The following is a 22,539-nucleotide window of genomic DNA, read 5'->3' as shown; positions in this document are numbered from 1 at the left end:
TGTGCGTCCCTAACGGTCAAGGCGCCCTTGAATGCGCCCCTCGGTGTCGACCACGACATCTGGGTGGGTGCCGCTGCGCTCCAGTCGACGCGCGGCGGTTGTGTGCCCAATGAAGGAGGCCACAAAGTCGTCTGCGGGGCTACTGAGGATGTCTTCCGGGGTTCCTTGTTGGGCGACTTCGGCACCCTCTCGAAGGATGACCATCTGGTCGGCGACAAGAAACGCTTCATCAATGTCGTGAGTGACAAACACCACGGTTTTCGACAGCCTGGCTTGGAGGTCGAGTAATTCCCGTTGAAGATCTCTTCGCACCACGGGGTCGACGGCACCAAATGGCTCGTCCATCAACAAAATGTTGGGGTCGACCGCGAGAGCTCGCGCAACGCCCACCCGTTGCTGCTGGCCGCCAGAGAGCTGTTGGGGGTATCGCGTGGCTAACGAAGGGTCGAGCCCCACCAACTCCATGAGTTCCTCCGCGCGTTCGCGGGATTGCGCTTTGGGTGTGCCCACCAAGCGAGAGACCGTTTGAATGTTGTCGATCACGCTCTTGTGGGGAAGGAGACCACCACTTTGCATGACGTAGCCCACGGAGCGGCGCAGGGTTACCGGATCGCGCTGGCGCACATCCTCGTCGTCGATGAGGACGCTACCGGAATCGGGTTCGACCATGCGGTTGACCATTCGAAGCAGTGTCGTCTTCCCACACCCACTAGAGCCGACCAACACGGTGAGTGATCCACTAGGAATCGTCAGGGAGAAATCCCGAACGGCAACATTTCCTCCCGGAAATGTTTTGTGCACGCGTCGATACTCAATCATTGGCGAAACTCTCCGCGTGTTGTGAGGACCGAGGACTGGGCCCCCAGTCAACCAGGGACGCCAGCAAAGCTGGCGGGAGAGTGCCCCTTTTCTGGGAGTCTCTCAGGAACTTGTGATGTCCGCTTAGCGCACCGCGTCAGCGACAATGAGGTGGAAAATCCTTCTCGCCTCGGCGAGGATCGCTTTGTCTCCGCGCTCTACCCGCAAAAAAGCTCGAACGAGAAGCGCATCGAGGGCTTCGAACCCGGTTTCCAAGGCGAGGCGTCCTTTGGAGTCAAACGACATTCCCATGGTGGTCGAAAATTCCTCAATCATGAGCTGGGACAGCTCCTGATTTCCCATTCGGGCTTCACTAACCGGCCGGATATCAATGGGGTCACCGGCTCTAATCGAGCGGTAGCCGGGTTCCTGTCGAAACAGTCCCTCCATGCAATCGAAGACAACATCGAGACCCTCAGTCAGCGTGCTGGGCTTTGCAGCGCGAATTGCGTCTCGCAGTGCGTCAAGAGCGCGCTGTTGATTTCTCCCGGCCAAGGTTTGGAGCATCGCCAAACGGTCGGGAAAGTAGCGGTAGATGGTGCCAATTGATGCACCACTGGTTTCGGCGATTGCCGCCGTGGTGAGGGTTTCGTAGCCGTTTTGGGACACGTAGGCTGCCGCAGCGTCCAAAATGTTGGACACCCTTTTGGTGCTGCGCAACTGCACAGGGGCAACACGTACCGGGCCGTAGCCCGCAATGATGTTGTCTTCCGACTTTTTCGTGTTCACCCTCAATGATTCCCGTCTTGTGGACGCATGCTCGGCGTCTCGAGCGATTAGGTAGCTGTGTGCCAGCTGGTTTTTTCTAAAAGAACTCTGGGAGCCCAACTAGGTGTTACCTAGCGGGACTCACCAACGACGACGGAGCTCTCTTCAGAAGTACCCTCCACCCTAACAAACACAGAAGCCGAATATCGAAACAGATTGTATTTTGTGGGCCCATTCCCGAAAACTACTTTCCCAACTACAGTGGGGAGGGTGGCCAGACCGGAAGACCGATCGACCGACCATAAGGCAAGACCGGTGGACCCCATCCATCGAGCCGCTCGCATCGAAGACTGGTTCCAGCAAAGGCGCGTCCGCTCTGGCTTAAAGCGAGGCCTTGTCCCCCAAGTAATCCCCTTTCGCGGATATGGCAGCACATCCTGGATACGGGTACTCGCTCGAGTGGTGCTCGCAGCCAAACCAGAGCCTGATGCCCAGGGTCCCAAAAAAATTCGTGGCTGGCGTTCGTTCACTTCTGCACCGGTGCCCTTTGCCGAAGTCACCCTGACAGCTGACGGACACACCCTGACTGTCCAAGCTGATCGCGGTGGAGTAATTGATCACACCTTGGACGTGTCGCTCTCACCCGGCTGGCATGACGTGTGGATGCGAGTCGGCGATGGCCTACCTGTTCGTGCCCGAGTGTTCATCATCGCCGATGACCAAAACATTGGGGTGATTTGCGACGTAGATGACACCATCATGGTCACGGCCCTCCCCCGCCCTTTTCTTGCCGCCTGGAACTCTTTTGTGAGAGATGAACACGCCAGACGCCCAGTGCCCGGCATGGCAGTCCTTCTGGAGCGCACCGTCCGTCAATACCCGGGTTGCCCCGTGATCTATCTCTCAACAGGGGCCTGGAACGTTCAACCCACTATCAGTCGGTTTCTGAAGCGACACCTCTACCCGATGGGCTCCCTCTTACTCACGGATTGGGGCCCCACGACAGACCGGATTTTTCGTAGCGGCCTCGACCATAAGAAAGAGAACCTGGAGCGACTCGCGAAAGATTTTCCCCACGTTCGGTGGATTCTCATTGGGGATGACGGCCAACACGACGAAGAGCTCTACTCGAATTTCGCCATGAACCACCCGGATCAAGTCCGAGCCATTGCGATCAGGGAACTTCTGGCACCCGAAGCACTCCTCGCGGGAGGACGCTCTCACACCAATCGGACAGTGAACCCGGAGGTCACCCCGTGGGTGTCTGCATCAAATGGTGCCGGACTAGCCGTCGAGTTCGCCAGACTCGGTGTCCTCGAATGGCCTGCTCACTCCCCCGAGTGATTCGCGCAACCTCAACGCTCTGAGGGCGGCCTGGTCGATGTGGCTCTCGGAAATCTCTTCCCGCTCGACGGCAGCTACTACCGCCTCAACCATTGCAGTCAGTCGGGTAAGCGCTTGCTCCGCGCTCAGTCCACCACTGTCAACGACCATGTCCACACCGGAGGCGAAAGCCTCAACAGCGTTTAATGAGGGATCTTCAAACCGCGAGTCACCGGATGCTTCCAACATGGACAAATCGTCGGTGATGATCACTCCGCTATAACCCCACTGTTGTCGGAGCAGGGAGATCCAGGGCTCCGAAAGGGAAGCCGGCCGATCATCGACCTCTTCCATCACCAGGTGCCCCAGCATCAGCAGTGGCACCTGCTCGTTCACAGCCGCCCTGAAGGGTGGCGCATGCCGCTCACTCCACTGATCAAAATCTTCTTCTGCAACACCGAGGGTTTTGTGAGTGTCATCTACGGTCAACCCATGACCGGGGAAATGTTTCACCGCCACAGCGACCCCGTCAATAGAACCTTGGAGGGCCGCCTTCACTCGAGCGCTGACTTCTTCGGGTTCGCTACCAAACGCGCGTGAGTGAATGTAGGCGTCCTGACCGGGACTCACGTCGGCTACTACCCCCAGGTTGACGTTCGCCCCCGCATCAAACACGAGACGATTACGCTCACGGGTCGTCTCCGTGGTGCGGTTCACCGGTTCTGTTGACAGTTCGCTGGCGCTCGGAAAATCATCCGGCCGGAGTCGTTGGACGGCCCCGCCTTCTTGGTCAATGGCGATGAGAAGGTCACTATCGGCCATGGTCCTTAGTGAACTAATAAAGGGTCGAGCTTGCTCGATATCACCGGAAATATTGTCACCGAGTAGGAGAAAACCACCGATCGGGTGAGTGTCAATGACGCGTTGGTGGGGTGCTTCAGTTGTGCCGGGCACATGGATGATAAAGAGTGAAGCGACCTTCTCCTCCAGCGTCCACCCGGAGACCACCTCCCCCGCCAAATCCCCACTTTCGACCGGATCAAGTTCCTCAGTCGCCACCCCGTCGATATCAGGAAAGCTAAAAGAATCGGCGGATACTTCTTGACCTGTCGCAGCACCTGGAATCTGGCCAAGTTCTTGTTCTGGCGATTTCGTAAGGGCTCCGGCGCAGGCCGAGAGAACAAAAGAAACGACCACGGCACACACAACGAATTTCTTCGGGCTGGTGGCTTTTAAGGCAGGGGAAGAAAGGAGCACTGTCACACGTTAATGCCCTATCCCCGGGGGTTTGGGGAGCCCCGCTGGTAGCGTGGCGACATGGTCGACGACACCTTTCTGCAAATTGGCGCCGTTCTCGGTTTAGCGCTTGTGGGTGGCCTTTTGGCGAAACTCCTTCGCCAACCTGTGATTGTCGCCTATATCGTCGTGGGCGTCCTGGGCGGGCCGGCGTTTTTAGGTTTGGTGTCCGCGGAAGACGAAATCAAGCTTCTCGCAAAGCTCGGCATCGCAATCCTGCTCTTTTTAGTGGGGCTTAAGCTCGACATTCACTTGATTAGAGCAATCGGTCCGGTGGCCCTCATCACCGGCGCCGGCCAGGTTCTCCTCACAGCGGGTCTGGGCTATCTGCTCGCGCTCGGCCTGGGGTGGGATTCTTCGTCCGCTGTCTACATCGCAGTGGCCTTGACTTTTTCCTCCACGATTATTGTGGTGAAGCTCCTCGGTGACCGGCGTGAACTTGACCAACTTCATGGCCGCATTGCGGTGGGCATCCTCATCGTCCAGGACATTTTGGTGGTCATTGCCATGCTCGCCATTGTCACCGTGGGACAACCTGGCGAGCAGGCGCTTGCGTCAGAAATCGCCTGGACATTAGGCGGTGGCCTTCTTTTTCTGGCAGCAGTAGCGATGGTGTCTCGCTTCGTGTTGCCACGCCTGTTGGAGTGGATGGCCAAAAACCAAGAGTTGACCTTGGTTTTTGGCGTGTCTTGGGCGGTGATGTTGGCTGCCGCTAGTTCGTGGCTCGGGTTAAGCATGGAGATTGGTGCTTTTGTCGCGGGTGTTGCGTTGGCGTCCACTCCGTATCGCGAAAGCCTCGGCGCCCGCATGATTAGCCTGCGCGACATCATGATTTTGTTCTTCTTTATTGAATTGGGTTCGTCGCTGACGCTCGATGGCGCAATTTCCCAACTGTTCCCTGCCCTGATCGTCACGGTGTTCATTTTGATCGGCAAGCCAATCATCGTGCTCGGAGTCATGTTGGCTCAGGGGTATCGGGCGACGGTCGCACTGAGAACGGGCCTGACTATCGCCCAGATCAGTGAGTTCTCTTTGATTCTTGTGGCTTTGGGCTACAGCCTGGGCCAAGTCAACGACGATCTGTTGAGCCTGATCACCCTGGTCGCCATTTTCACAATCACCATTTCGACGTATTTCATTACCTACCAGGAACGGCTCATCGCGATGCTCTCACCGTTAACCCGTGTGATTGAGCGACGCTTCCAGGGTTCGGGTGCGGAGCAAAATGCGTCCCACCCTTATGACGCCATTGTGATTGGTGCGGGCAGGCTCGGTTCGGACATCGTGCGAGGACTTCGGGACGAAGGTAGCGACCTCCTCGTGGTAGACCTTGACCCTCGAGCCTTAAAAACAATCGGAGCCTACGGGGTGGACACGCTCTACGGGGACGCTAGCGACCCGGATTTCATCAAAGCGCTACCGTTGCACGAGACTCGCACCGTGGTGTGCGCAGCGCCGGATCGGACCACGAACATGGTGGTGTTAGAAGCACTCCAACGCCTGGAGTTCGGCGGCTCAATCTGTCTCACCGCTTTGGACGCGAGAACGGCGGAAACCTTCGAAGGCTATCGCCACGTCACCGTGGTGCGGCCTTTTAAGATGGCGGCGCACTCCATTGTGGATGGTGTGAAGGCACAAATGAAAACCGATGACGACAATGCATAGCAATACCCCTAGGGGTATTGCTATAGTGTGGGGACGATTCGTTTCAGAAAGGGTTACCCGTGAAGAGATTTTTTGCCACAATTGCCGTACTACTCGGCGTCACCGCGGGCCTGGCGGCCTGCTCGAGCGCTGAGCCCGTCGAATTGTCGGAGGATACCGTGATTATTGACGTTCGCACCCCCGGTGAATTCGCGTCCGGACACCTCGAGGGTGCAATCAACATCGACGTTCAGTCGGCAGACTTCGCCGCCCAGGTGATGGAACTGGACAAAGATGGCGAGTACTTCGTCTACTGCCGCACCGGCAACCGGTCGGGTCAAGCCATCGCCCAGATGAACCAGATGGGCTTCACCAACACGAAAAATGGCGGAGGCGTTTCCGAAGCGTCAGAAGCGTCCGGCATCGAGGTCATCACGCCGTAGCAGCGCGACCGAGAGCCCCAACCGGCCACACGCGTGAGGGCCCCACGACAGTGTCGCGGGGCCCTCACGCGTTGGAGCATCACTGTCCTGGGGTTAGGCGGGCACCGCTTCCGCCACCATTTCGCGGACCATAGGAATGACCTTCGTGCCGTAAAGCTCGATGGATTTCATCAGAGTGGCGTGAGACATCGGCCCTGTTGAATACTTCAGATCAAAGCGGGTCGCACCAAGGGCAGTTACCGCTCCGGCAATTTTGCGCGCCACGGTCTCCGGTGATCCCACAACCAACCCACCGTGGTGGACTTCGTTGAGGTAGTGCTCTTTAGTCATCGGACCCCAACCGCGTTCGCGGCCGATGCGGCCAAACATCTGCTCGTAATTTGGCCACATTTCTTCAATCGCTTGCTCGTCTGTCGCGGCAATGTGTCCGGGCGAGTGCACGCCGATGGGTTGTGGGGCGTGGCCCATCTGGTCCATCGCCCTGCGGTACAAATCGGCGTAGGGCGCAAAGCGATCGTGAGGGCCACCAATAATGGCCAGCATCAACGGGAAGCCGTATCGCGCAGTGCGGACCACGGATTCCGGGCTTCCGCCCACACCCACCCAGGTGCGAATTGCCCCCGTGTGCGACTTGGGGAAGACATCCTGGTTCGCCAGAGGAGGCCTGGTGGTTCCTTCCCAATTCACTGGGGTTTCTTTCAGAAGCTCCGCCAAAAGGTTCAGTTTTTCCTCAAACAGCACCTCGTAGTCGTGAAGCTGGTAGCCAAAGAGTGGAAATGATTCGGTGAAAGACCCGCGACCGACAATAATTTCCGCACGGCCCTCGGACAGTGCGTCCAAGGTCGCAAAGCGCTGGAACACGCGGATAGGGTCGTCCGAGCTGAGCACCGTCACGCCGGACGACAAACGAATACGGGAAGTCTTCGTCGCGATACCCGCAAGGACTGTCTCGGGAGAAGAGATGGCGAAATCGTCACGGTGATGTTCACCCAGGGTAATCGCGTCAATGCCCAACTCATCAGCGAGGACTGCTTCTTCGACGACGTCCCTGATGACTTGAGCATAGGGAGTCTTCACCCCATTGGGCCCTTCGGTCACATCGCCGAAAGTGTCAATACCTAGCTCAATTTTTTCACTCATCTCACGCCTCTCTCCGCTATCTCCGTATTGTCCTCAACACTGGCCCTTAATGAAGTATTCCCGCACCGGGTCAGTACTTGCTGTTACCGCGAGCCTCGCATCTCAGGAAGGCACGACAGAGGAAAAGTTAGGGTTGCAACCTTTCTGGCTTCCACCCGTGTTCACCACGTACAAAGCGCACCCGGTCGTGCAAACGAGACCGCCTGCCTGCCCAAAATTCAATCGATCGGGGGCGAATGAGAAACCCACCCCATTTTTCGGGCCGCGGCACATCGTCCACCCCGGCAAACTTTTGTTCCATCTGCTCGACTTTGTCCTCTAGTGCAGCCCGAGAAGAAATCGGCTGGGACTGGTCGCTCGCCCAAGCCCCCACACGAGAGTCTCGTGGGCGAGTGGAAAAATAAGCATCCGAATCTTCCACCGAAACCTTCTCGGCGACCCCGCGAATTTTCACCTGCCGGTGCAAGGAATACCAGGGAAATACGGCGGCTACCGCAGGATTCTGCTCCAAGGCCACACCTTTTTGTGAGGTGTAGTCGGTGTAAAAGGCGAATCCTTCGTCGCTGACACCCCGCAACAACACTGTACGAATCGTGGGCGAACCATCCGGGTCGATGGTGGAGACCACCATCGCGTTTGGTTCGTAAATCCCCTGCTCGTCAGCCTCTTGCAACCACACGCGAAACTGGGCGATGGGATCGGGAAGGAGAGACCCTTCCTCGAGAGCAATCTCCCCATAATCGGTGTGCCGCGCCAGCGGGTCAACAGATTCAGTCATACTCCACAGCCTAGAAGTCCCCAGATGGGGTGGTGCTGAGCACATCGGGAAAAACGTGGACCTGAGGGGACTCGAACCCCTGACCCCCTGCATGCCATGCAGGTGCGCTACCAGCTGCGCCACAGGCCCCGAAGTCCTTAGATTACTACACCCACTGAGCGCGTGCGCCCACTTATTCGCTGGTGGCTGACGGCTCGTCTGGAAGATCGAGTGGAACGACCGGCGAATCCTTCCACAGCCGCTCTAACGCGTAAAAACCGCGCTCTTCTTCGTGGAAAATGTGCACAATCAAGTCCCCAAAATCCAGCAAAATCCACCGGCCATCGGCTTTACCCTCGCGCCGCAGCAGCCTGATGCCTGCACTCAACAGCTCTTCTTCGATCCCGTCGGCAATGGCGCGAGTGTTTCTCTCACTGCGTCCACTGAGGATGAGAAAAAAATCACTAAGCGCGAGCCGGCCCGACACATCGAGTGCCACGGGTTCCACCGCACCCTTTGACCATGCCGCAGAGGCGGCCAGTTGGAGGGCAGATTCCTGTGTCTTCGCCACTAGAAAGGCAAATCAACAATGTCGGTTAATAGCGCCAAGGCAAGTAGCCCCAGTGCGCTGACTCCCAAGATGGCCGCTGAGGAACCCAACACAATGGAGGCGACACCCCACCGAGGCTTCTGAATCATTGGCTGGTCCACTTGGCTAGTGCGCAAGGAGACCGTGTCACTTGCACGGATGGGTGTGGTGAAACTGCTGCCATCTGCTTGGTCATACGGACTGTGGTCCTCTTCCATTTCCAAAGCCCCCGTGAGGGCCTGTTCTGAGACGTGGCGGGGTAACGGGATATTTCCCGTGATCAGCACTTCACCAGTGTCACCAATTGGCCCGGTCACATCCATTGTCGGTGCGACCGGCAGAATCAGGGCATGGGTTGCATCCAGACCTACGCCGACTGTTCTTGCAGAAGCGGTGTGGGTGTCGCCCTGAGTGGTCGTGGGGCCAAAGACGGGAGGCAACACGGTGCTGTGAGAAGACCCATCTCCTCGAGACTGTCCATAGTCGGCTTCCGCGGCAACGCGCTGCTCGGGCTCAGGGTGACGGCCTGGGATGTCCTCTACCGCAGGTAAGGGACTCACTGTGGATGGAGGATCTGAATTGGGACCCACCGGGTTCAGCACGGTTTCCGACACGGACTCGCCGCGCTGCTCCATTTCGCGACGCTCGCGTCGGGTGAGGACCCGGGACCCGGACGTGGACCGTTGAGCGGTTGCACCCTCGGGTTGAAGAGCATTAGGGGTGAGAGCGCTTGGGGTGGAAGGGGTTAGGGCAGAAACTGCCGGGGTGGCAACCGGAGGGTCCGCAACTGGTGGGGTGGCAACCGGTGGGGTGGCAACTGGTGGGGTGGCAACCGGAGGGTCCGCAACTGGTGGGGTGGCAACCGGTGGGGTGGCAACTGGTGGGGTGGCAACCGGCGGGGTGGCAACCGGCGGAGCGGTGTCTGAACTTATCGCAAGCCCCGTCGGAGGTGGCGACCATCCGGGGGTAGTTTCCTGAGCGCTGGAGAAGCTAGCCGGAGTGTCAGGCATCCCCTGCGAAACTGCTGCGGGGTCTGGTGTGGGTTGCCCTTCTATGGGCTCTGGTGTAATCGAGATAGCGCCAGTCGCAAGGAGGCGATCCTGTTCGCGGCGCTCTCGTCTAGTCAGGGGCGGCGTAGGCGTTGTGGGTACCGGAGGGGCAACTTGAGTGGTGGTTGGTGAACCGAGCGACCGCCCTGGTGTAGCGGGGGGCTGTGTGGGAAGAGGCGATGCTTCCTGGGGCCTCACACCTGCCGGATCAACTCCGGCATTACCTGGTGGTTTTTCTGAGGTATCGGGAAGATCGATGGCTCCAGTAATCCACCCTTCTTTTTCCCGCAAGGCGCGCCTGGACGGTAGCGGGTTGCCCTCACTGGGTGTCATGCGTCGCTCCGATACAGGCCATGCTTGCCGATGTATTGAACCACACCGTCAGGGACGAGATACCACGGCGGCCTACCCTCAGCGACCCTTTTACGACAATCGGTTGACGAAATCGCCAAAGCGGGCACTTCCAAGACACTGACTACCCCACCGGGAATACCGGCAACACTCAATTCGTGCTCCGGCCGGGTGACGGCAACAAAGTGGGCCAACTCCCACAAGACGGGGGCATCCCGCCAACTGAGCACCTGGGTAATTGCGTCAGCACCGGTAATGAAGAACAATTCCGCATCCGGATATTTTTCTCGCATATCGCGAAGCGTGTCGATGGTGAAGGTGGGCCCCGGCCGATCGATATCGACGCGGCTGACCTCAAATCGGGGGTTTGACGCGGTGGCGATCACCGCCATCAGGTAACGATGCTCGCTGGGCGACACACCAGACTTATCGGCGGGCCGACCCGTGGGCACAAAAATCACTTCGTCCAGGTCCAAACTCATTTGGACCTCACTGGCGGCTACCAGGTGGCCGTGGTGAATGGGGTCGAACGTGCCACCCATAATCCCGATGCGGGGTGGTCGAGGGGTGGCCATGGGGTCCTAGTGCTGGCCGCCCTGGTGTGAACCACCCTTGGACCGGTGCCGATTGGCGACATTTCGGTAGCTGTAGGTCACAAAGGCGAGCGCGATGAAAGCGACGAGGAATCCGAGCCCGTACACAATCGCTGGAACGGGAAGTTCGTTAACCACCTCTGCGGCAAGGACAACAGCGCCCGCGGCTTGCTCCATCAGTACACCCTCCAATAACTCGTCCTACTAACTTACCGTGTGACAGCCCCGCGAGATTGACCTCTAGCTGCGCGTGTGGCCTAATCCCCGCACAATCCATTTCGTGCTGGTCAGCTCTGGGAGACCCATGGGGCCCCTGGCGTGAAGCTTCTGAGTAGAAATACCCACCTCGGCACCAAAACCAAACTCACCACCGTCAGTAAACCTCGTCGACGTGTTGACCATCACCACGGCAGAGTCCACTTCGCGAAGAAACTGCTCGGCCCTCGTGACACTTTCGGTGAGAATCGATTCGGTGTGGCCAGTCGAGTAGGTCTGGATGTGAGCGATGGCGTCGTTGACGTCGTCAACCACTCTCATGGCTACGTCGAGTGAGAGATATTCCCTCGCCCAATCGTCTGTGCTGGCAGGCTCCACCTCTGCGAGGCCTTGGGTGATCTCGCAACCGTGAACGGTGACCCCCTGAGCCTTCAAGGCGTCTACTAACGACGGGATCAGACCCGGTGCCTCATCGTGGTGGACAAGTACGGTTTCGACCGCGTTACACACACTGGGCCGTTGCACTTTTGCGTTTACCACGATGTCAATAGCCTGCGTGTGATCAGCTGACTGGTCCACAAAAATATGGACGTTGCCTTCACCGGTTTCAATCACGGGCACCTGAGATTCGGTGACCACGGACTGAATCAACGACGCCGATCCGCGCGGGATCAACACATCAATCAGGCCCCTAGCCCGCATGAGCCAGGTGGCACCCTCACGACCGAACTCGTCAATGGTGCTCACTGCCGAGCGGGGCAGCCCGGCGCCTGCCAGGGCCTGCCCAATAATGTCGACGAGTACTCGGTTAGATGATTCGGCGAGGCTACCCCCACGCAGCACCGCAGCGTTACCGCTTTTAATGCACAGCGCGGCGATATCGACGGTCACGTTAGGTCGGGCTTCGTAGATGGCGCCCACAACGCCAAAAGGCACCCGAACCTGCTGCACGCGTAGACCGTTGGGAAGTTGGTGGCCACGAACGACCTGGCCGATGGGATCCGACAGGCCCCTGATGTCTTCAACCGCACGGGCAAGACCTTCAACCCGCTCTGGGGTTAATCGCAGACGGTCAAGAAGGCCGGTAGCGATGCCACCGGCTTCGCCGCGCTCATAGTCGAGCGAATTGGCTTCAACAATGTCCCCAGAGCGTTCTCTCAGGAGCCCAGCAAGCCGGGTGAGCACTTCGTCTTTCACCGCAGACGACTGGGTGCGAAGCGTGCGCGAGGCCTCACGGGTGTCCTCCAGCAGCCGGACGAAGGCCGGATTAGCCTCAAGATGTTCTGTCATCGCTCCCCCGCAACTCGCTAGGCCTTCAGTTTACGCTCGCAACAAACCAGGTGCCTGGGCCTTGCCCGGCTAGAGCGCCCGCGACCAACCACGTCCCGGTCACCAGTGTGGGAATTCCTGAAGCGGTGGCCAGCCGAGCGGCGCTGACTTTCGTCACCGCCCCACCTGTTCCCACCGTGTTGACGACCGAACTTTCCAACACCAGCCATGAAAGGTCGTCATCGGGCTGGATGAGCTCGACAGGCTGGGCGCCAGGCTGTGAAGGGGGCGCCGTGTAAATCGCTTCGACATCGCTTAAGAGCACAAGGGCATCAGCACCCACCAGTTCAGCGACCTGTGCGGCCAGTCGATCGTTATCGCCAAACCGGATTTCTTGGGTGGCTACTGTGTCATTTTCATTGACAATCGGAATCACGCCCAAGCCCAGCATTCGTTCAATGGTGCGCCGGGCGTTAGAGCGATGCGGTTCGTTTTCCACATCACCGACGGTGAGGAGGACTTGTCCACTGGTCACGCCAAAACGATCAAAAATGTCCTGGTAGCGACGCATCAGCAGGTTTTGACCCACTGCGGCGGCCGCTTGTTGGGTAGCCAAATCCAAGGGTCGATCACCTAGCTCAAGCTGTGGCATCCCGGTGGCAATCGCACCGGATGAGACCAACACAATTTCTTGCCCTTGGGCTTTGGCCGCGGCAAGGGCGGTGACGAGACCGTCGAGCTGATCGGCCTGATCGCCAGTAATTGACGACGAGCCCACCTTCACGACGAGGCGCTTGGCGTGTGGGATATCACTCTTGTGTCGAATCATCGCTCCACATCCCCGCTTCACGCTCCCTGGCAAGCTCCTCTCTGGCTGCCGATTTTTCATCCATTCGTTCGTAATATTCTTCACGACGCTCAGCCGTGGTCCGACGTCTAGCCCCTAGTAGGCGCTCATCTGTCCCCCGGGGTGCTGTTGCGGTGTAGCCGGCCGCCGAGATGGTGGGTTCCCAATCAAACACCATGGCGCTGTGGGGTCCAATAGCCACAGCGTCACCGGGTGTGGCCCCCGCCTCGTAGAGCGCTTCATCGATACGCAGGGCGTTCAGCCGGTCAGAGAGGTAACCGACCGCCTCATCGTTATCAAAGTCGGTCTGTTGTACGAAGCGTTCGGGCTTTTCCCCGACAATTCGATAGAGCATGCCATCAGACCTACCCTCACGAACAATCTCAAAGGGACGCTCATCGACGGCGTGTGGTCGACGCACGGTGCGCGGCCGCTCGATAGCAAGTTCTTGGGTTGCCGCGCGGGATTGAGCGACCATTTCAGCCATCGCAAAGCCCCATTCGCGCAAACCCTCACGGCTGGTCGCGCTGACAGGAAACACGCGGTAACCACGGGATTCGAACTCTGGCGCCACCCATTGGACCATTTCTTTGGCATCCGGAACATCGATTTTGTTGAGCACGATCATCGCTGGTCGATCCGCGAGGGGAACCTGTTCGCCCGGAACCTGGTAGGCGGCCAGTTCTGCCGAAATGGACTCGAAGTCGCTAATGGGGTCGCGACCAGGCTCCATTGTTGCCATGTCGATGACGTGCACCACGACGTGGCAGCGTTCAATGTGTCGCAAAAATTCCAAACCCAAGCCTTTACCTTCGCTGGCGCCTTCAATAAGTCCTGGAACATCAGCGATCGTGTAACGGGTCTCACCAGATTCCACCACACCCAAATTCGGCTGCAGCGTGGTGAAGGGATAGTCGGCAATTTTAGGCCTGGCTTGGGACATGGCGGCGATGAGGCTTGATTTCCCGGCGCTGGGATAGCCCACCAGGGCCACATCAGCGAGGGTTTTCAACTCCAAAACCACATCACGTTGAGTGCCTTCAGTTCCCAATAGCGCAAAACCAGGAGCTTTCCTCGCCGGGCTCGCCAAGGCGAGGTTTCCTAACCCACCTCGGCCCCCTTCGGCGACCACACACTGTTCGCCGGGCTCTTGCAGGTCGGCAATTACTTCACCTTCAGCGGTCGAGATCACTGTGCCCAAGGGGACCGGCAAATAGACATCATCTGCGCTTGCCCCTTGGCGAGAATCGCCCATCCCGGGACCACCCGACTCGCTGGAGCGGTGGGGCCTGCGGTGGTAGTCGAGCAGAGTAGTGACCTGGGGGTCAGCAAACACGATGATGTCGCCGCCGTGGCCACCCTTACCGCCGTCTGGTCCACCAAGAGGTTTGAATTTCTCCCGGCGCACCGACACACAACCACGACCGCCGCGGCCAGCACTCAAGTGCAAGACCACGCGGTCAATAAATTCGCTCACCATGAGAGCGCGCCTCTGATTCGCAGAGGAGCAAGAACGCCGGCTACGCGGCGAATTTGCACCTGACTAGGCGACGATGTGAACGACGCGACGGCCACCCTTGTGGCCAAACTCGACGACTCCCGCCGACAGGGCGAAGAGCGTGTCATCGTTACCGCGACCCACGTTGGAACCGGGGTGAAAGTGAGTTCCGCGCTGACGAACAATAATCTCACCGGCTTTCACCACCTGTCCACCAAAACGCTTCACGCCGAGGTACTGGGGGTTGGAATCACGACCGTTGCGAGTCGATGACGCTCCCTTTTTGTGTGCCATAGCTAATCCTTCCCCGGGGCCCTACTTGGCCGAAATGTCAGTCACCTTCAAGCGTGTGAGCTCCGCACGGAAGCCCTGACGCTTGTGGTAACCAGTCTTGTTCTTGAACTTGTGAATAGTGATTTTGGGGCCGCGGAGGTCGTTGAGGACCTCCGCCGTCACGCTCACCTTGGCCAGTGCTTTCGGGTCGTGAGTGACCTTCTCGCCGTCGACGAGCAGTAACGGCTCAAGCGACACCGAGTTTTTCGCATCGGCGGAAATCCGGTCGACGGTGATGACCGATCCGACCTCAACTTTTTCTTGGCGCCCACCGGCGCGCACTACTGCATAGACCACGAGTTATCCCACTTTGCTTGAGCGAATAGGCCCTGAACACCACATCAGACAGTGCCGTCCGAGCCAAACCCCTAGAGTACCCGAGACTCGGGGCCTAGGGCAACACGGCTACCAGATTGGCCAAAAACCTTCCACGCTTCGCACCACTTGCCCGCTGTCGATGTCGACAACAACTGTCGTCACGCTCTGATCTCGCGGCTCAAGAATGCGCCCGTCAGGCGTCGCTTCAGCCCGGTTGGGGGTGAATTCAATGGCCACATACTGATCGCCAGGCGAGACGACAAAGCGCCCAATACTGCCCAAATCATCGGGGGTTCGATAAATCGGGACCGAAGACCCTTCCCCGTCATCGAGGACCACCAAACTGGTGAACTCGGTATCCGTTTGGTTACCAATCACGACCGTTTGCACCCGTCGGCCGTCCACCATGAGGTGAGTTTGACCTTCGAACACTTCACGGGTTCCGACCCGCCCCGGGACAATCCGCTCCTCTTCCAGCGACTCAATGTCGATCGCCACTGTGCCCCCTAGATCGACCAGCACCGCGTCGGATGCGTCCGAGGAGACACCCCAAAACTCTTGAGCTTCTTCGGCAATGGGCAGTACAAGGCCCGAATCGAGGTCAATACGCACGACTTTCACCTCATCCACCCACGCCACCACCTGCGACGATCCGGGGGTAACGGCGGCCTTGGTGACCCGAAGGGATTCACCGTCTAAACCGGTGAGCATTTCGGGTCGGGAACCCCCGGCCGCATCAGCGACAAACAGGGTCCTGTCATAGCGACCAGAGTCATCCACCGATGACAGGGTGAACAGGAATCTTGTGCCCGTTGCCGGTGCGAGGAGTTGGTCAATTCGCGCGTTTTCCGGCAAGACCAGCCGTTGAAGGTCATCGCCCACCGGTTCAACAATGTCGAGGCGACTGGTGCCGTTACCGCCCGAAGATGCCGTAATCAATGCGGAACCGATCGTCACAAAAGAGTCAATCTGGGGTGCCGAGTGGACCTCTTCCGGTGGTTCACCTTCGGTCCCCACCCGCATCACCCGATCAGGGGTTTGACCATCACCGCGATCGAGGTAGTGAAGACTGGCCGACGGTGTCGAAAACTCGAAATCCCAACTGCCCGTGACACCGCGGGTTTCTCCGGCCACACCGTCAATACTGACTCGGTAATCGGTTCCGTAGCGAAGCGCTTGGGTGAACACCACACTGACAATCGGTCCTGAAACGTCAACTGCCACCCCGGTATCGGGCCAAACGGTGACGTCTGAGGGTTCAATGGCGCCCAGCGGGCGATCTGATTCCAAACGCAGTACCGCCCCGGGGAACTGGACTGCTCGAACAACATCCACACTGGCGACGCGTAACCGCGGACCCTGGGCCGCGTAGACAGTGAGTGCAACGACTGTGGCCACGAGGGCCAACACGGAGACCAACCACACCGAACGGTGATAGCGGGTCGTTGCCCGCTGCGCACCCCGGGTGTCGTGTCCCTCAGAAGAGATACGGCTCACGTGGCTGCTCCGTCGGTTCAATACTTTGGGGTCGAACAACCAGCGGATGGTTTTCCTCCAAGTTGGGGTTGACCACAAACTCGCCAGTCACCCTCACCCAGGTCTCCGCGGCCCATTCACTCTCCCAATCCGGAAGGCTGATGGGAATGCCGACAGGTTGTGCGTCCACTGAACAACAACTCACCACGAAACGGGTGAGGTAAAACACGTCACCGTTTTCTGGATCCTCAGCCACGAAACCAATGACCTCAACAGGTTTCCCCCGAAAAAACGCAGGATCGCTTGTTTGGCGCAAGATTCCTGCCCACTCCCGCACCGTGAATGCGGCGAAGGAGGCATCATCACCCTGACGGGCAGCTTCCAAAGAGGCGGCAGTGTCACCGAGACCACTCTGGTTAATGGCCCGATTTTCGACGGTGACCGAACCCAAAGTTGCCGGGGGTAATAAGACCAGGGCGGCAATAGTGGCAACGCCCAACACACTCGAGCCGACTAGTGCCGCCATACTCCAGCGGCCGGCAGGAAGCTCGTCTTCATGATCGTGATCGTGCTCCGCTCCATCGCCTGAAGCCGAAGCTTTCGCAGCATTGGGTTGGGAGGCGTAACCCACACCCCAGAGCACCGCGATCACGGCAATCATCGACATCACGGCAGTGAACAGGTGATATCTCGGGTGAATGTAAAGCGAGAGTTGACCACTGAAGTACAGCCACAACACCATTGCGGAAATGACGGCGATAAAAATGGGGCCTCGCCAGGTCGTGAATTTACGCCACAAGGTTCACCGCCGTTCCGACCGCTGCAGTGATGAGAACAGTCAGCAATGTCAGTCGCACCAGTGTGCTGTTGCGGTACGTGGTCTTCAACAGCGCCAACATTTTGATGTCCACGATGGGGCCGAGTAAGAGGAAGGCCAGTATCGAACCGGGCAGAAATGTGTCCGCGAAAGGCAAAATGAAAAAGGAGTCCACGTTGGCACAAATCGATATCACGAAGGCCAAAAGCATCATTGCCAAGACCGACAGCAGAGGATCTTGGCCGAGGGCCACCAGTGTGTCGCGCTGAACAATGACCTGAATGGCTCCGGCTACCAACGACCCCACAATCAAGGCCGGCATCAAGACTGTGGCTTCACGCAAAAACATGTCCGTACTGCGTTGCATACGACTCGAAGACGCCACACTGGGGCCGACCGCGCACTGGGCCGCAAAACGAGTGGTGAGCAGAGTTTCCGGGTTCGGATGAAGCGCGAACACCCAACCGAGGACGTTGGCGATCACGATTGCGCCAAGAATGCGCGCCACCAAAATCCCGTCATCGAAACCAAACGCCTGGTGCGTTGTGATGATTGTGACCGGGTTGATGATTGGCGCCGCGAGCAAGAAAGTCATCGAGTCGGACACGCTGTAACCACGGGCGACTAAGCCGCGGGCTAAGGGCACATTTCCGCATTCGCAGACGGGCAAAAACATGCCCAGTAGCGAGATGACAAAGCGCCGCCCGAAACGGTTTGCGGGCAGGATCCGAAACAACCACTTTTGGGGAATCCACAACTGCACAATGACCGAAAGGGTGATGCCCAACACGATAAAAGGCAGCGACTCGATGAGTACACTGAGTGCAAGGGTCAGACCATCCATCACCGGAGCCGGGACGGATTCGACCGGCTGGTCTGCTGTTGCGAGGCGCAACAGCAGCAACACGGCGAGCCCGGCGAGGCCCAGACCAACCCCGCCTACTGCTCGAAGACGACTAGCTGTCACCACCATCACGACTCACGTCATCTCCCGGTGAGACCACGCCGCCCGAGCTTGCGCGACGCCGGCGTCGAGACTGGCCGGCAGCTGGCGGTTCAGGCAGCGCGCTTAAGACCACATCGAGCACTTCGGTCGACTTCTTGGCTCGACGACTGGGTCGATTTTTCTTTGCTTCCACGAGTTCCGAAAGACCCAACACGTCATCCTGCTGCAATGCTGCAGCGTCCGCGGACGACTTGGGGGGTGCTTGTTCGGCAGTGGGAGGGGAATCAGGGGACGCCTCAGCAGATGACCCACCAACAGTTCCGGCCGCGATTTGGGCAATAGCAGCGCGAGCATCGTCTGTGATTTGGTGGGGCTCAATTGTGGCTGTACGACTGTTCGTCGATGATTTCCGACGTTTATTCCCAGAATCGCTGGATCCTGACTGCTTTGACTTGCCCACCGGCTCTGACTGAACGACCACCCCGCGGCCTTGACAGTGCTCACAGGTTTCGCTGAAGGTCTCTAACAGGCCCAGACCAAGGCGTTTTCTGGTCATTTGGACGAGCCCGAGGCTGGTCACCTCGGCGACTTGATGTTTCGTTCGGTCACGTGAGAGGCACTCGACGAGTCGTCGCAAGACCAAATCACGGTTGGATTCGAGAACCATGTCGATGAAGTCGATGACGATGATTCCACCAATGTCGCGCAACCGCAGCTGGCGAACAATTTCTTCCGCCGCTTCGACATTGTTTTTGGTCACCGTTTCTTCGAGGTTGCCGCCTGAGCCCACAAATTTCCCGGTGTTGACATCGACAACGGTCATCGCCTCGGTGCGGTCAATGACCAACGACCCACCACTGGGCAACCAGACTTTGCGCTCAAGAGCTTTATGAATACTTTCGTTCACCCGGTACTCATCGAAGGGGTCACCTTCACCCTGGTAGACCTCGATGCGCTCCATCAGGTCGGGGGCAACCTGAGCAAGGTATTCGGTGATCACTCGGTGTTGATCATCGCCCGCGATGACGAGTTTGTGAAAGTCCTCGTTGAACACATCGCGAATGATTTTGACGAGAAGGTCGGGTTCACTGTGGAGAAGCGCGGGAGCTTTTTTCTGCCCGACTTCTTTTTGCAGGGAATCCCACTGCAACTGAAGCCTCTGGACGTCCGAGGTGAGCTGTTCTTCCGTTGCCCCTTCGGCCGCGGTCCGCACGATCACACCCGCCGTTTCGGGCACCACCGTTTTGAGAATCGCTTTGAGTCGTGAACGCTCCGTATCGGGAAGTTTCCTAGAAATCCCGTTCATTCCTCCGGAGGGAACATAGACGAGGTAGCGCCCGGGCAGGCTGACCTGACTGGTGAGCCTGGCGCCTTTATGTCCGATCGGGTCTTTGGTGACCTGGACGAGAACACTGTCCCCGGTTTTGAGGGCCGCTTCAATCTTTTTTGGTCGCTCGCCGCCTTCTTCAGTGGCGGCATCCCAATCCACTTCGCCGGAATACAGCACAGCGTTTCGGCCGCGACCAATATCCACGAAAGCCGCTTCCATACTGGGAAGCACGTTTTGAACCCGGCCGAGATAGACGTTGCCGATCAGGCTGGCCTCATCGTTTTTGGCTACGTAGTGCTCGACGGCAACGCCATCTTCCAACACGGCAATCTGTGTGCGGCTGTCTTTTTCACGCACGACCATTACACGCTCGACGCTTTCGCGCCGGGCAAGGAATTCTGACTCCGTCACCACCGCGCGGCGACGGCCTTGGTCGCGACCCTCTCGACGTCTTTGGCGTTTGGCTTCCAAACGCGTCGACCCGCGAACCTTTTGCGGCTGACTGGGAGCGTCGTCCTTGGTGCGCGAAGTCCGCGTCTTCTGAGGCGTCGAGGGCTCGGCCTCTACCTGGGGTCTGGCTGATCGTTGGCGCTTTCGCACATTACGTTCGGCAGGCTCTGCGTTTTCCTGAAATTTTTGGAAGAGGGCAGGATCTGGCCCAGCGAACACCAGTTGGGTGGGTGACGACGGCGTTAAGGGCACCTTCTTGCTCTCTGCAGTTCCCTTGGGCCTGCCCGCACCAGCTCGTGGGTTTTTCTGAGACGACGTCTTGTCCGAAGTACTTTGCGGATCGTCTGTTTTTTCGGCTTTATTGCTGGATTTTTCACCCTTCACGGCTGAAGCCTTTGAGCTTCTTGCGGGGGCTTTTTTCTTCGACTCCGCGGGCGTTTTCTCGCCGCTGCCAGTTGACGCAGAGCGTTTTGTTGCCGGAGTGCTGGTCGTCTTTTTGGGTGTCTTAGTAGTGGAGGATTTTTCGTCCTGGGAATTTTCTGTTGATTTGTTCACCATCGCTGGTGGCTCCTTGTACGACCCGGGCCGCCCGCGCGAGGCGTGGGCCGAAATTCGTGTGTCTCCGGCATGCCGGAGAAATTCTTCTTGTGGTGTGAGGCCTGGTCTTCATATTCCGACCTCGAAAAGCTTTTCGGGTGAGACCATGGGCGCGGCCGTAATCTCATTTACCCTGCCCCTAGTATCGCACACCCCGGCTCACAGCCCCCGGCGCACACCACGGGGCACCTAAAGTCCACCCGGGCGACGCATGACAGTGACGTTGTGTTCGCGTGCAGACTCACAGAGCGTGGTGGAATACTCTTCTCATGCTCTTACCCGCCCAACGTAGTCGGCCCATGGGATGGTTCCTTTTCCTTACTGGTCTGGTGTCTCTCGCCGCGTCCTTTTTGCTGGCACGCGACGGCTACCTCCTCGCCGCTGAAGGCAAGACGCCAAGCTGCGATATCAATCCGTTTTTCTCCTGCGGCAACGTGATGGAGTCGTGGCAGGCGAGGGTGTTCTTTGACGCACCCAACCAGCTGATGGGCATTGCCGGGTGGGCGGTTATTGCCACCATCGGAGTGGCGCTTCTCCAGGGAGCGGGCTTTCAGAAGTGGTTCTGGCGGATTGCCGGGCTCGGAATGCTCGGTGCCTGGGTCTTTTTGATGTGGCTCTTTCAACAAGCCGTCTTCGTCATCGGCTTCTTGTGTCTCTATTGCATGGTGGTGTGGGTGCTCCACACTATTTTGTTTTGGGTGTTTGTTCCCTGGGCGGCCCGCGAAGGGCTATTGGGTGCCGCACCCTGGCTTCGCCGAGCTGGTGCTGTCATTGCACCATTTAGTTGGGTTCCGATCGTGGCGACGTTTGCGACGATCGGGCTGTCAATCTTTGTACAGTTCCCGCTGTTGTTTGTGTGAGCCCACACAGAAGGTCTTGGTTTTCGCTGCTACCTAGCTGTGGGAAAACCAGAGGGCCAGTTCGCGCTCCGCTGTTTCCACAGAGTCGCTGCCGTGGACAAGGTTTTGTTGAACGTTGAGGCCCCAGTCGCGGCCCAAATCCCCACGAATTGTTCCGGGAGCTGCCGTGGTCGGGTCCGTAGTTCCCGCCAACACCCGGAAACCTTCAATGACGCGGTGGCCTGAAATTCGAAGTGCCACGATGGGGCCTGATTCCATGAACTGGATGAGTGGTTCGTAGAAGGGTTTGCCCTCGTGTTCGGCGTAATGGGCAGCCAACAGGTCTCGCTGGGCGTGAACAAGGCGCACGTCGACAAGCTGGTAACCCTTTGCTTCGATCCGGCGCAGGATTTCTCCCGTGAGATTTCTCGCCACGCCATCGGGCTTAATCAGTACCAGGGTTTGCTCAAGTTGCGACATTCACTGCGCCTTTCGTTGTTCTACGTGTTGTGCGACAGTCTAGGAGTCTTGGTCCCCGGCCTCCGCGGCCAAAGCATCCAGTTGGGGCCCGCGAATCATCGCAAAAAGCCAAAACCCGATGGGCACAAGCACTGACAACCCGATTGCCACGTCAATGGTGAACGCTCCCAGCAGGGCCACGTGAAAAAGGTGCCCGAGCCACCTACCCACCGGGGTAGTAATGGTGCCAAGCGCGGCAATCAACCAGACCAGGGCAACACCGCCCCCCGTCCAGACAAGCCACTCATCAAACACCGCTAAACCGCGAATGGCGAGCAACCCAAAAAACAACACGGCCATGTCGATACCCAGTGCAATCCGCATTAGCGACAC

25 protein-coding genes and 1 tRNA gene are annotated in these 22,539 nt (G+C 58.4%); 5 read left to right on the top strand and 21 right to left on the bottom strand.

What is annotated here, in order from left to right; genetic code table 11:
- Nucleotides 1-9 precede the first annotated feature (9 nt).
- Nucleotides 10-819, bottom strand: coding sequence for an ABC transporter ATP-binding protein (locus C3B54_RS03870; RefSeq protein ID WP_104913327.1), 810 nt, complete (start codon nt 817-819; stop codon nt 10-12).
- A 123-nt stretch (nt 820-942) separates the two neighbouring features.
- A complete protein-coding gene (locus tag C3B54_RS03865; protein ID WP_158665519.1) occupies nt 943-1,587 on the bottom strand; it encodes a TetR/AcrR family transcriptional regulator in 645 nt (214 codons plus the stop codon).
- A 249-nt stretch (nt 1,588-1,836) separates the two neighbouring features.
- Here C3B54_RS03865 and C3B54_RS03860 point away from each other — a divergent pair, with 249 nt between their 5' ends.
- Complete coding sequence (locus C3B54_RS03860) at nt 1,837-2,910, top strand: App1 family protein phosphatidate phosphatase (protein ID WP_245867998.1); 1,074 nt, start codon at nt 1,837-1,839, stop codon at nt 2,908-2,910.
- Here the strand turns inward: C3B54_RS03860 and C3B54_RS03855 are convergent.
- Nucleotides 2,851-4,146, bottom strand: coding sequence for a glycoside hydrolase family 3 N-terminal domain-containing protein (locus C3B54_RS03855; protein ID WP_158665518.1), 1,296 nt, complete (start codon nt 4,144-4,146; stop codon nt 2,851-2,853). The two genes, C3B54_RS03860 and C3B54_RS03855, sit on opposite strands and share 60 nt — an antisense overlap.
- Nucleotides 4,147-4,206: 60 nt before the next feature.
- Here C3B54_RS03855 and C3B54_RS03850 point away from each other — a divergent pair, with 60 nt between their 5' ends.
- On the top strand, nt 4,207-5,850 hold the full coding sequence (locus C3B54_RS03850; protein ID WP_104913324.1) for a cation:proton antiporter: 1,644 nt from the start codon (nt 4,207-4,209) through the stop codon (nt 5,848-5,850).
- Between the two features lie 59 nt (nt 5,851-5,909).
- Entirely contained in the window at nt 5,910-6,272 is a 363-nt protein-coding gene (locus C3B54_RS03845) for a rhodanese-like domain-containing protein (RefSeq protein ID WP_104913323.1), read from the top strand.
- 93 nt (nt 6,273-6,365) lie between these two features.
- Here the strand turns inward: C3B54_RS03845 and C3B54_RS03840 are convergent, their stop codons facing one another.
- From C3B54_RS03840 to C3B54_RS08760, 5 genes are all read right to left on the bottom strand, one after another.
- Complete coding sequence (locus C3B54_RS03840; protein ID WP_104913322.1) at nt 6,366-7,412, bottom strand: LLM class flavin-dependent oxidoreductase; 1,047 nt, start codon at nt 7,410-7,412, stop codon at nt 6,366-6,368.
- A 127-nt stretch (nt 7,413-7,539) separates the two neighbouring features.
- Nucleotides 7,540-8,190 (bottom strand): pyridoxamine 5'-phosphate oxidase, encoded by a 651-nt coding sequence (gene pdxH, locus C3B54_RS03835; RefSeq protein WP_158665517.1) that lies wholly within the window; start codon nt 8,188-8,190, stop codon nt 7,540-7,542.
- Nucleotides 8,191-8,246: 56 nt separating this feature from the next.
- Nucleotides 8,247-8,319: transfer RNA gene (locus C3B54_RS03830), tRNA-Ala, on the bottom strand.
- 43 nt (nt 8,320-8,362) lie between these two features.
- On the bottom strand, nt 8,363-8,740 hold the full coding sequence (rsfS, locus tag C3B54_RS03825; protein ID WP_104913320.1) for a ribosome silencing factor: 378 nt from the start codon (nt 8,738-8,740) through the stop codon (nt 8,363-8,365).
- The gene (locus C3B54_RS08760) at nt 8,740-9,318 is read right to left on the bottom strand and encodes a hypothetical protein (protein ID WP_158665516.1); all 579 of its coding nucleotides are present in this window, start codon (nt 9,316-9,318) and stop codon (nt 8,740-8,742) included. Before C3B54_RS08760 ends, rsfS begins: the two co-directional genes overlap by 1 nt.
- Before the next feature lie 205 nt (nt 9,319-9,523).
- On the opposite strand from C3B54_RS08760, the gene C3B54_RS08870 reads away from it, so the two are divergent.
- Nucleotides 9,524-9,736 (top strand): hypothetical protein, encoded by a 213-nt coding sequence (locus C3B54_RS08870; protein WP_158665515.1) that lies wholly within the window; start codon nt 9,524-9,526, stop codon nt 9,734-9,736.
- A gap of 400 nt (nt 9,737-10,136) precedes the next feature.
- On the opposite strand, the gene nadD is transcribed toward C3B54_RS08870, so the two are convergent.
- From nadD to C3B54_RS03765, 11 genes are all read right to left on the bottom strand, one after another.
- The gene (nadD, locus tag C3B54_RS03815) at nt 10,137-10,733 is read right to left on the bottom strand and encodes a nicotinate-nucleotide adenylyltransferase (RefSeq protein ID WP_104913319.1); all 597 of its coding nucleotides are present in this window, start codon (nt 10,731-10,733) and stop codon (nt 10,137-10,139) included.
- Between the two features lie 6 nt (nt 10,734-10,739).
- A complete protein-coding gene (locus C3B54_RS03810; RefSeq protein WP_104913318.1) occupies nt 10,740-10,928 on the bottom strand; it encodes a hypothetical protein in 189 nt (62 codons plus the stop codon).
- 63 nt (nt 10,929-10,991) lie between these two features.
- Nucleotides 10,992-12,257, bottom strand: coding sequence for a glutamate-5-semialdehyde dehydrogenase (locus tag C3B54_RS03805; RefSeq protein WP_104913317.1), 1,266 nt, complete (start codon nt 12,255-12,257; stop codon nt 10,992-10,994).
- Between the two features lie 25 nt (nt 12,258-12,282).
- A complete protein-coding gene (proB, locus tag C3B54_RS03800; protein ID WP_104913316.1) occupies nt 12,283-13,065 on the bottom strand; it encodes a glutamate 5-kinase in 783 nt (260 codons plus the stop codon).
- Complete coding sequence (obgE, locus tag C3B54_RS03795) at nt 13,046-14,560, bottom strand: GTPase ObgE (protein ID WP_104914251.1); 1,515 nt, start codon at nt 14,558-14,560, stop codon at nt 13,046-13,048. The genes proB and obgE overlap by 20 nt, the downstream gene beginning before the upstream one ends.
- 66 nt (nt 14,561-14,626) lie before the next feature.
- Nucleotides 14,627-14,875, bottom strand: a complete 249-nt coding sequence (rpmA, locus tag C3B54_RS03790; RefSeq protein ID WP_104913315.1) for a 50S ribosomal protein L27 — start codon at nt 14,873-14,875, stop codon at nt 14,627-14,629.
- Between the two features lie 21 nt (nt 14,876-14,896).
- Nucleotides 14,897-15,211: a 50S ribosomal protein L21 gene (gene rplU, locus C3B54_RS03785; RefSeq protein ID WP_104913314.1), complete on the bottom strand. Its 315-nt coding sequence runs from the start codon at nt 15,209-15,211 to the stop codon at nt 14,897-14,899.
- Between the two features lie 108 nt (nt 15,212-15,319).
- The gene (locus C3B54_RS03780) at nt 15,320-16,729 is read right to left on the bottom strand and encodes a hypothetical protein (protein ID WP_158665514.1); all 1,410 of its coding nucleotides are present in this window, start codon (nt 16,727-16,729) and stop codon (nt 15,320-15,322) included.
- Nucleotides 16,710-17,507 carry a TIGR03943 family putative permease subunit gene (locus tag C3B54_RS03775; protein WP_158665513.1) on the bottom strand — a complete coding sequence of 266 codons (798 nt, stop codon included), beginning with the start codon at nt 17,505-17,507 and terminating at the stop codon, nt 16,710-16,712. The genes C3B54_RS03780 and C3B54_RS03775 overlap by 20 nt, the downstream gene beginning before the upstream one ends.
- On the bottom strand, nt 17,497-18,498 hold the full coding sequence (locus tag C3B54_RS03770; RefSeq protein ID WP_104913311.1) for a permease: 1,002 nt from the start codon (nt 18,496-18,498) through the stop codon (nt 17,497-17,499). Before C3B54_RS03770 ends, C3B54_RS03775 begins: the two co-directional genes overlap by 11 nt.
- On the bottom strand, nt 18,482-20,809 hold the full coding sequence (locus C3B54_RS03765; RefSeq protein WP_104913310.1) for an Rne/Rng family ribonuclease: 2,328 nt from the start codon (nt 20,807-20,809) through the stop codon (nt 18,482-18,484). The genes C3B54_RS03770 and C3B54_RS03765 overlap by 17 nt, the downstream gene beginning before the upstream one ends.
- Nucleotides 20,810-21,147: 338 nt before the next feature.
- On the opposite strand from C3B54_RS03765, the gene C3B54_RS03760 reads away from it, so the two are divergent.
- Complete coding sequence (locus tag C3B54_RS03760) at nt 21,148-21,708, top strand: vitamin K epoxide reductase family protein (RefSeq protein WP_158665512.1); 561 nt, start codon at nt 21,148-21,150, stop codon at nt 21,706-21,708.
- 33 nt (nt 21,709-21,741) lie between these two features.
- Here the strand turns inward: C3B54_RS03760 and ndk are convergent, their stop codons facing one another.
- On the bottom strand, nt 21,742-22,167 hold the full coding sequence (gene ndk, locus C3B54_RS03755; protein WP_104913308.1) for a nucleoside-diphosphate kinase: 426 nt from the start codon (nt 22,165-22,167) through the stop codon (nt 21,742-21,744).
- A 39-nt stretch (nt 22,168-22,206) separates the two neighbouring features.
- Nucleotides 22,207-22,530, bottom strand: a complete 324-nt coding sequence (locus C3B54_RS03750) for a DUF4233 domain-containing protein (protein WP_104913307.1) — start codon at nt 22,528-22,530, stop codon at nt 22,207-22,209.
- Nucleotides 22,531-22,539 lie beyond the last annotated feature (9 nt).

This window comes from Pontimonas salivibrio (assembly GCF_002950575.1).
In the GTDB taxonomy this organism is placed as follows: domain Bacteria; phylum Actinomycetota; class Actinomycetes; order Actinomycetales; family Microbacteriaceae; genus Pontimonas; species Pontimonas salivibrio.
The sequence above is the reverse complement of the archived record's forward strand: the minus strand, read 5'-3'. Positions and strand labels throughout refer to the sequence as shown.

Coding starts and splice junctions, on each gene's coding strand:
- pdxH (WP_158665517.1), bottom strand. CDS start 8,190: ATGACTGAATCTGTTGACCCGCTGGCGCGGCACACCGATTATGGGGAG.
- C3B54_RS03760 (WP_158665512.1), top strand. CDS start 21,148: ATGGGATGGTTCCTTTTCCTTACTGGTCTGGTGTCTCTCGCCGCGTCC.
- C3B54_RS03850 (WP_104913324.1), top strand. CDS start 4,207: ATGGTCGACGACACCTTTCTGCAAATTGGCGCCGTTCTCGGTTTAGCG.
- C3B54_RS03870 (WP_104913327.1), bottom strand. CDS start 819: ATGATTGAGTATCGACGCGTGCACAAAACATTTCCGGGAGGAAATGTT.
- C3B54_RS03840 (WP_104913322.1), bottom strand. CDS start 7,412: ATGAGTGAAAAAATTGAGCTAGGTATTGACACTTTCGGCGATGTGACC.
- C3B54_RS03805 (WP_104913317.1), bottom strand. CDS start 12,257: ATGACAGAACATCTTGAGGCTAATCCGGCCTTCGTCCGGCTGCTGGAG.
- C3B54_RS03750 (WP_104913307.1), bottom strand. CDS start 22,530: ATGCGGATTGCACTGGGTATCGACATGGCCGTGTTGTTTTTTGGGTTG.
- C3B54_RS03765 (WP_104913310.1), bottom strand. CDS start 20,809: ATGGTGAACAAATCAACAGAAAATTCCCAGGACGAAAAATCCTCCACT.
- ndk (WP_104913308.1), bottom strand. CDS start 22,167: ATGTCGCAACTTGAGCAAACCCTGGTACTGATTAAGCCCGATGGCGTG.
- proB (WP_104913316.1), bottom strand. CDS start 13,065: ATGATTCGACACAAGAGTGATATCCCACACGCCAAGCGCCTCGTCGTG.
- C3B54_RS03810 (WP_104913318.1), bottom strand. CDS start 10,928: ATGGAGCAAGCCGCGGGCGCTGTTGTCCTTGCCGCAGAGGTGGTTAAC.
- rpmA (WP_104913315.1), bottom strand. CDS start 14,875: ATGGCACACAAAAAGGGAGCGTCATCGACTCGCAACGGTCGTGATTCC.
- C3B54_RS03770 (WP_104913311.1), bottom strand. CDS start 18,498: ATGGTGGTGACAGCTAGTCGTCTTCGAGCAGTAGGCGGGGTTGGTCTG.
- nadD (WP_104913319.1), bottom strand. CDS start 10,733: ATGGCCACCCCTCGACCACCCCGCATCGGGATTATGGGTGGCACGTTC.